We start from the raw sequence: 8,393 nt of genomic DNA on the forward strand, positions 1-8,393 counted from the left end.
TCCTCAAAATCTATATAGACTGCATTATCCTTGTGTTTTTTATACAAATCAAAAAGGATGAAAGTCTTTCCACTTCTTCTCACACCATAAAAGATAACAACCTTTCTTAGAGAGGAAGGTAATTTAACACATTCCCTTTCTACAATAAGATCAATGGATTTAATATAATTTTCGTTGGAGACAATTACCTCTTTCAATAACTCCTTATTCATACTTTATCCTTCTTACAAGGACATTATATTGGAAATTTATCCTTGCGTCAAGGATGATTTGTGTATCTTTCCTTAACAATCATGTACGCTTCTCTGAATGGGATTCCTTTCTTTACAAGTTTGTAAACTTCTTCTGTGGCAAAGAGTTCATGGGTTAAAAGTTCTTTTGCTCTTTTTCTGTTGACTTCAAGTTTTTTTACAACCTTTGAAATTACACTATTAGCCCTCATCTCAAGAGAGAGAATCTTTGAGAACTTACTTCTTGCAATTTCAAAAACATCTGGATTCTTTATCCAGTATATTCTTTTGCTACAACTTCATATCCTTTATTTGTGAGCCAGTGAAGTATAATAGAGGTGTCAAGCCCCCCACTGTATGCAAGAACAACCTTTTTGTTCATGATAACTCCTTTAAAACACTTGATATAATCTTAACTCCTTCGTCAATCTCTCCTTTATTGATTATTAAGGGAGGAAGAAGTCTTATTGTGTCCTCTCCTGATGTTCCAACTATAACTCCTCTATCTAAAATCTTCTCTGCAATATCTCTCGGTTTAAACCCATCAATGTATATTCCAACCATAAGTCCCATTCCTCCAATTCCCTTTACAAAAGGAAGGCTTCCTATCTCTTCACTCAATCTTTTTTTCAAATACTCCCCTTTAACAATCACTTCGTCAAGGAAACCATCTTTAAGAATGAAATTTAGGACTGAAAGGGAAACCCTTGCAATGAATGGATTTCCTCCAAAGGTGCATCCATGGGAACCATAATCCATAACTTCCGCAACCTTTTCTGTTGTGAGAACAGCACCCATTGGAAGTCCTCCTCCAAGAGCCTTTGCCATTGTTGTGATGTCTGGTTTTACATCAAAATTCATGAAACTTAGGAACTTTCCTGTTCTTCCCATACCTGTTTGAACTTCATCAACAACAAGCAAGACATCTTTATCCTGTGTAAATTCCCTTACAAAGGAGATATACTCTCTGTCAATAACTCTCATTCCCCCCTCACCCTGAATGGTCTCCAGAAAAACTCCTGCAGTTTCAGGTGTGAAAGCCTTAACAAAGGCATCTTTATCGTTCAACGGAACGAACTTCACACCATTTAAAAGAGGTTTAAACCCTCTGTGATACTTCTCTCTCCCTGTAATTGAAAGAGAGCCCATACTTCTTCCATGAAAGCTATTTTTTAAGGCAATAATTTCAAACCTTCCCTTGGATGAGCCATACCTTCTTACCATCTTTATGGCAAGTTCATTAGCCTCTGTTCCACTATTTGTGAAGAAAACTTTTGAAAAGCCACTTGCTTCTATCAACCTCTTGGAGAGAAGGGCGAGTTCCTCTGTGTAAAATAAATTTGATACATGGAGAAGTTTTCCTATTCCCTCTTTTAAAGCTGAAATAACCACCTCATGGTTGTAGCCAAGAGCGTTAACACCAATTCCTGAAAGGAAATCTATATACTCTTTTCCTTTATCATCAAAGAGTTTTACGCCTTTCCCTCCCTTCAATATTAGATTAAATCTTTTATAAACATTCAAATGATACTTCTCTGTGATTTCCCTTACATCCATAATTCACCTCTTAAGTTGTGTATCTTGAGTTTATTACAACATAATCCTCTGTTAAATCAGAGGTTAAAAATTCAACCTCTTTATTCCCCTCTTTTAGGTCTATAATGATTTCCACTGTATCTTTTTTTAATTTTTCCTTTGCTTTCTTTCTATCAAACCTAATAATCCTGCCATCTTTAATAACAACCTCTTCTCCAACAGACACATCTATATCCTCTCTTACTCTATCACTTAATGTTCCAATGGCTGCAATAATTCTTCCAAAATTTGGGTCCTCACCATATATGGCAGTCTTTACAAGATTTGAGTTTGCCACTCTTCTTGCAACATCCTTTCCAAATGATTCACTATCTGCATTTCTTACGATAATTCTTATAACCTTTGTAGCGCCTTCTCCATCTTTAACTATTTGGAAGCTAAGGTCTCTACAAATCTCAAGAAGGGCATCTCTAAACATGTAAAAACTTTTACCCCTGTCTATCTTGGGACTACCTGATCTTCCATTTGCCATTATGAAGACAGAATCGTTTGTGCTCATACATCCATCAACACTTATCCTATTAAAGGTTTTACCTACGCAAAACCTCAGTGTTCTTTTTAAAGCACCAAGCTCAATCTTTGCATCTGTCACTATAAATGCAAGCATCGTAGCCATATTAGGTTCTATCATTCCTGAACCCTTCGCCATACCAAGTATCCTTATCTCATTTCCCTTGTATCTAAAATAGGTTGATGCCTCTTTCTTCACCTTATCAGTTGTCATTATGGCTTCCTCAAAATCAGAGATTCCATTCTTAGCTAAAGAGTTAACTGCAAGCTTGATTCCCTTCTCTATTTTCTTCATTGGAAGAGGAACCCCAATTAAACCAGTGGATGCAACAAGAACATCCTCCCTTTTTAGTCCAAGAAGATTGGCTGTGATCTCTGTCATTCTAATGGCATCCTTAATCCCTTTTTCTCCATTCAATGTATTGGCGTTGGCACTATTAACAATGATTGCTCTTGATGTTCCAGATTTAAGGTGCTCTTTTGAAACAGGAATGTGTGCACCTTTAAACTTATTCTTTGTAAAAACAGCAAAACTTAAAGCTTCATTCAAGCTATAAATTAAACCTACATCCTTTCTTTTCTTCTTAAGACCAGCATGAACACCTGAAAACAAAAATCCTCTAACTTTCTTCATCATCCTCTCTCCTTATAATTGTTCCTTCTATATTAAAACCTGCTTCATCTCCAAAAGTGCCTATGATAACCTCCTTAACACCGTTCCCTGCAGCATAAATTCCGCCTTTCACCTTTGGAATCATACCGTTAGCAACTACCTCCTCATCTATAAGTTTCTTAGCCTCTTTGGTCGTTATGCTTTTTATAATTGCTCCATCCTTCCTAAGAATCCCCATCACATCAGTAATAAAAACAAGTCTTTGGGAGTTGGTCGCTACAGAAACATGTGAGGCAAAGGTATCTGCATTTATGTTTAAAGTTTCTCCATGAATACCATAACTTATAGGTGATATAATTGGCACAAAACCATTTTTTAATAAAAGATCAATCAATTTTACATTTATACTAACGATATCTCCAACATAACCAAGCTCAGGATTCTTTCTTATTGCAACAACCATCCCTCCATCTTTTCCTGATACTCCAACAGCTGGAACTCCCTTTGAAAGAAAATTAGATACAATTCTCTTATTTACCTTTCCAGAGAGTATCATTTCTATCGATTGGATATCCTCTTTATCAGTAACCCTTAAACCTTCTATGAATTTTGATTTTATCCCCCTCAAACTAAACTCTTTTGTTATCTCCTTCCCTCCACCATGAACAACAATGACCTCATTTTTTCTATCAAGTTCATCTTTTGTTTTCTCAACTAAAAGGGGGAGGTTTTCTCCTTCGATAAATTTTCCTGTAATCTTTACTACTATCCTCACAGAGATACACCTCTTTCAGTTAGACCCTCATCTTCTCTGAAACCAGACATTATATTCATATTTTGAACTGCCTGACCTGCTGCTCCCTTAACAAGATTATCTATTACAGAGACAACGATACCCAAATCTTCTTCCTCAACAACTCCTATATCACACCTATTTGTATAGACAACATCTTTTATCTCTGGAATTACCCCCTTTGGATAAATCCTAACAAATCTTTCATTCTTATAAAACTCATTTAAAATATTATAAATCTCTCCCCTTCTCTTTAATTTGAAATAGATGGTTGATAAGATTCCCCTCTTTATTGGAAGAAGAGAAGCGGTAAAATAAACTTTACTACCAAGGATATACTCCATCTCTCCTACATGTCTATGCTTTCTTCCAAGAGAATACACCTTGTAGTTTCCATAAACATTGACAAAATGTGTGGTTTCTTTTGGTTTCTTACCTGCACCACTCACTCCAGATTTGGAGTCAACTATTATCTCACCCTCTATCACATTGTTTTTAATAAGAGGATAGAGAGGTAAAATAACAGAGGTTGGATAGCAACCGGGATTCCCAACAACTTTCGCATTCCTTATCTCTTCTCTGAAGATTTCTGGCAGACCATAAACTGTTTCCTTTAAGTATGCTGGAAACTTATGTTCAACTTTATACCATTCCTCAAACACTCTCTTATCCCTGAATCTTGAATCACCGGATAAATCAATGAATTTAATTCCCCTCTTATACAGGTGGTATGCAAATGGTGATGATTTTGTATGTGGAAGTGCTAAGAAACAAAAATCCACCTTTTTTTCCTTCCCTTCCTCATGGGAGATGAATTTAACGTTAAGGGAAAGATTTGGAAAAACACTGGATACAATATTACCGTTAAACTCGTTTGAAGTAACAAAAGCTATTTCAACTTCCTTATGAGAGGTGAGTATCCTTATAAGCTCCTGACCAACAAAACCACTTCCACCAAAGATTCCTACCTTCATTTTTCACCCCTTAATTCTTTAAGAACCTTCAAAACCTTATTAACCTTACTCCTCTCTGAAACTGCAAGGATAGTATCATCACCTGCTATTGTTCCAAGAAGTCCTTTAATATCATATTCGTCAATAAGCCTTGCAATTCCTGTGGCACTTCCAGGGGTTGTTTTTATAAGAATAAGATTATCTGTGTGTTTGATATCTTTTACAAAATTATTAAAGGATACCTTGAGCTTTGTTAAAAGTTTCTCTGAATCCTCATCTGGTATTTTATAAAAACATCTTCCACCCTTCTTCACCTTAACAGCGCCAAGTTCCTTTAAGTCCCTCGCAACGGTAGCTTGAGTAACTTTAAATCCACGTCTCTTTAAAAGAGAAACCAGTTCCTCCTGCCTTTTAATCTCTCTTCTCTTTAAAAACTCTTCAATGAGTTTTAATCTTTCTTCTTTAGTATAATTATTCATCTTATTTGAATAATTATACAAATTTTATGATTTGTCAAGTCCTTTTTCTGAAATAAGTATTCCTGAAATAATGAGAATACCCCCTGCTACATCCAGAAAAGAGGGGATCTCTCTGAAAAAGATAATCCCCAGAATTGTAGATCCTATAGGTTCACCGAGAATTGTTATTGCTACAAATGTAGGGGAGAAGAACTTTAGTGACCAGTTGAATATGGAATGACCTATTATCTGAGGAATAAGGGCGAGGAGAAAAAAGAGTGTATATTCCCTTAAAGGAAACCCAAAAAAGGGAACTTTTAAGAAGAGCGAGAAGAGAAGCAGAAATAGGAAACTTATAGTATAAACAGGGAAGATAAGATCAAGTAGTTTGTATCTTTTTCTCAAAACAGAGGAAGATATAAGATAGAGCGAAGCAAAAACTGCTCCGAGCAATGCAAGTATATTGCCAAAGGTCTTACCTGAAGTGAGATTTCCGCTGTATGACATAAGAAATGAACCAAGAATTGATATAAAAATTGCAATCATCGTTTTTTTATCCGTTCTTTTTTTGAAAAGAATGTATGAAAAGATGGCAACAAAAAGTGGATTTGTAGTTACAAGCACCGTTGAATTCATTATGGATGTATATTTTAGTGATGTAATCCAGCTAAAAAAGTGAAGCGAAAGAAAGAAACCGGTAAGTATAAATAACTTTATGTCCTCTCTTTGGTATTTTTTCTCTGAATACAGTAAAAAGAATGGAAGAACAAGGAGAGAGCTTATTCCAAGTCTGAACGTAGCTATGGTTAAAGCTGGAGCTGATGAAAGTCTTATAAATATTGCTGCAAAGGAAACAGATATAACCGCTATAAATATAAGTATGAAACGCATCCAATTCCTTTTCATTAAATAATTATACATAATTTTGTTGACTAACTAATTTTTACTGGTAAAATAAGTGAAAAACGGAGGTAGGAGAATGACGAAGGAAGAAATCCTCAAAGAGATTGAAAAAGAAGGAATTAAGTTCATAAGATTGCAGTTTGTAGATATAATGGGAATACCAAAGAATGTTGAGATACCTGTCTCTGAAATTGAAAATGCACTTGATAACGGAGCTCTTTTTGATGGTTCATCCATTGAAGGTTTTGTAAGAATTGACGAATCTGACATGCTCCTTGTTCCAGATACAAACACCTTTTCTGTGCTTCCATGGACAACTGCTGGAAGTCCTGTGGCAAGAATAATATGTGATGTGAAGAAACCAGATGGAACTCCCTTTCTTGGCGATCCAAGATACATCTTAAAAAGAGAGATGGAGAAGGTTAAAAAGGAATTTGGTTATACAATGAATGCAGGACCTGAGGCAGAATTTTTCCTCTTTAAGAGAGACGAAGATGGAAACCCAACAACAATTACACATGACAGCGGAAACTACTTTGATTTACTTCCAAGAGACCTTGGAGAGAAGGTGAGAGAGGAAATTGTAACAACCCTTCAGCGTATGGGTTTTGAGGTTGAGGCAGCACACCATGAGGGAGCAGAGGGACAACACGAGATAGATTTTAGATATACTGATGCCTTAAGAACGGCAGATAATGTGATAACTTTTAAACTTGTAACAAAAACAATTGCCCTCAAATACAATCTTCATGCAACATTTATGCCTAAACCTGTAAGGGGAATTAATGGTTCAGGTATGCATACCAATCTCTCTTTATTCAACGAAAAGGGAGAAAATATATTCTATGATAAAAATGGAAAATTTGAACTTTCAGATGAAGCTTTATATTTCATCGGGGGTATCCTGAAACATGCAAGGGGTATATCCTTTATTGCAAATCCACTTGTCAATTCCTATAAAAGACTTGTTCCTGGATATGAGGCACCTGTCTATATATCATGGGCTCTAAGAAATAGATCTGCTTTAATAAGGGTTCCTGCAGCAAGAGGAAGGGCAACAAGAGTGGAGTTTCGCTCTCCTGATCCATCATGTAATCCATATCTTGCTTTTGCCTTAATGCTCGCTGCTGGAGTTGATGGAATAAGGAACAAAATTGATCCAAAAGAACCAATAAATATAGATATATATGATTTAGCGGATGAAGATAGGAGAAAGATGGGAATAAAAACTCTACCGGGAAATCTAATGGAAGCAATGGAGGAATTCTTAAAGGATTCAGTCCTTGTAGAAACCATTGGAGAGCACATTGTAGAGAAACTCGTGGATGCAAAGAAGAAAGAGTGGGAAGACTTTAGAATTCATGTAACAGACTGGGAACTAAAAAGATACCTCTGTATATATTAGAAGAATATTTGGCTAATCACTATCTTCCTTTTTAAGATTTATAACCACAGGGGGGATTTTGGAGGTTACTCCCCAGGATAAAGCACCTGTAGGACATGCTTCTATGCACTTACCACACCTAATACAGTTAAGATTAGTTAAATCTTCATAGACCTTTATATCAAAGGGACATGCCTTCTTACACAAATCACACTTTATACATTTATCTTTCTCAAGTTTTATCTGAAAGTATGAAACCTTGTTAAAGAATCCTATAAAAGCACCAAGAGGACAGAAATAATGACAGAAGGGTCTTTCTTCAAAGATAGACCAGATGGTTAAAAGTATTAAAATTAATAATTTTGAATAAAAGAGTGTACCTGCAAGAGCTCTTAAGGTAGGTTTTATTATAAGCTGTGGGATTCCTGCAGTTAGTGTTCCTGCTGGACAAATTTTACAGAACAGGGTTTCATGAGAGACAATGGATCCAATAACAATAACTCCTATCAACACATACTTAGAATAAACTAAATATGGAATCTTTGGCTTTATCTTTTTTGTCTTTATCTTAAAGAGTAAATCCTGATAAAAACCAAAAGGGCACATATATCCACAAGTGTACCTTCCAAAGAAGATAAAAATAAGGGAGATAATTCCTATTGTGTAAAATGGTATCATGCCAACGATAAGGAGATGCTGAATTGTTCCTATAGGACATGCTCCTGTTGCAAGGGGGCAGGAATAACAGTAAAGAACTGGCATAGGTACTTTCTTTAAATACGTTGAAAGGAATGGAAGATTGTAAAAGATGGCAAAGAGTGTCTGCACGAGTATCTTCCCCTTTAAGGTGAAAATTGTAAAATGTTTCTTTAGTCTATTCCAATGCATGAGAAACATATAAGAACAGCATTCTTTAAGACCTCAAACCACTCCTTGTTCATTAACCCAATGAT

The 8,393-nt window shown here is 35.8% G+C and carries 11 protein-coding genes; 1 reads left to right on the plus strand and 10 read right to left on the minus strand.

What is annotated here, in order from left to right; genetic code table 11:
- The 9 genes from J7J33_03740 to J7J33_03780 all read right to left on the minus strand — a co-directional run.
- The coding region (locus J7J33_03740) for an AAA family ATPase (GenBank protein ID MCD6168401.1) at positions 1 to 212 on the minus strand (212 nt) is incomplete at its 3' end.
- Positions 213 to 259: 47 nt separating this feature from the next.
- Positions 260 to 442 (minus strand): hypothetical protein, encoded by a 183-nt coding sequence (locus J7J33_03745; protein ID MCD6168402.1) that lies wholly within the window; start codon positions 440 to 442, stop codon positions 260 to 262.
- A gap of 59 nt (positions 443 to 501) precedes the next feature.
- Complete coding sequence (locus J7J33_03750; GenBank protein MCD6168403.1) at positions 502 to 615, minus strand: argininosuccinate synthase; 114 nt, start codon at positions 613 to 615, stop codon at positions 502 to 504.
- Positions 609 to 1,787, minus strand: coding sequence for an aspartate aminotransferase family protein (locus J7J33_03755; GenBank protein ID MCD6168404.1), 1,179 nt, complete (start codon positions 1,785 to 1,787; stop codon positions 609 to 611). Before J7J33_03755 ends, J7J33_03750 begins: the two co-directional genes overlap by 7 nt.
- A 10-nt stretch (positions 1,788 to 1,797) precedes the next feature.
- Positions 1,798 to 2,970: a bifunctional glutamate N-acetyltransferase/amino-acid acetyltransferase ArgJ gene (gene argJ, locus J7J33_03760; protein ID MCD6168405.1), complete on the minus strand. Its 1,173-nt coding sequence runs from the start codon at positions 2,968 to 2,970 to the stop codon at positions 1,798 to 1,800.
- Positions 2,957 to 3,724: an acetylglutamate kinase gene (gene argB / locus J7J33_03765; protein ID MCD6168406.1), complete on the minus strand. Its 768-nt coding sequence runs from the start codon at positions 3,722 to 3,724 to the stop codon at positions 2,957 to 2,959. Before argB ends, argJ begins: the two co-directional genes overlap by 14 nt.
- On the minus strand, positions 3,721 to 4,716 hold the full coding sequence (locus J7J33_03770; GenBank protein MCD6168407.1) for an N-acetyl-gamma-glutamyl-phosphate reductase: 996 nt from the start codon (positions 4,714 to 4,716) through the stop codon (positions 3,721 to 3,723). Before J7J33_03770 ends, argB begins: the two co-directional genes overlap by 4 nt.
- Positions 4,713 to 5,174 carry an arginine repressor gene (gene argR, locus J7J33_03775; GenBank protein ID MCD6168408.1) on the minus strand — a complete coding sequence of 154 codons (462 nt, stop codon included), beginning with the start codon at positions 5,172 to 5,174 and terminating at the stop codon, positions 4,713 to 4,715. Before argR ends, J7J33_03770 begins: the two co-directional genes overlap by 4 nt.
- A 24-nt stretch (positions 5,175 to 5,198) precedes the next feature.
- Positions 5,199 to 6,044 carry an EamA family transporter gene (locus J7J33_03780; GenBank protein ID MCD6168409.1) on the minus strand — a complete coding sequence of 282 codons (846 nt, stop codon included), beginning with the start codon at positions 6,042 to 6,044 and terminating at the stop codon, positions 5,199 to 5,201.
- An 88-nt stretch (positions 6,045 to 6,132) separates the two neighbouring features.
- Here J7J33_03780 and J7J33_03785 point away from each other — a divergent pair, with 88 nt between their 5' ends.
- Positions 6,133 to 7,461: a glutamine synthetase beta-grasp domain-containing protein gene (locus J7J33_03785; GenBank protein ID MCD6168410.1), complete on the plus strand. Its 1,329-nt coding sequence runs from the start codon at positions 6,133 to 6,135 to the stop codon at positions 7,459 to 7,461.
- Between the two features lie 12 nt (positions 7,462 to 7,473).
- Here J7J33_03785 and J7J33_03790 read toward each other — a convergent pair whose 3' ends face one another.
- Complete coding sequence (locus tag J7J33_03790; protein MCD6168411.1) at positions 7,474 to 8,337, minus strand: 4Fe-4S binding protein; 864 nt, start codon at positions 8,335 to 8,337, stop codon at positions 7,474 to 7,476.
- Positions 8,338 to 8,393: the final 56 nt, after the last annotated feature.

The organism is Caldisericia bacterium, from assembly GCA_021158845.1.
GTDB lineage: Bacteria > Caldisericota > Caldisericia > B22-G15 > B22-G15 > B22-G15.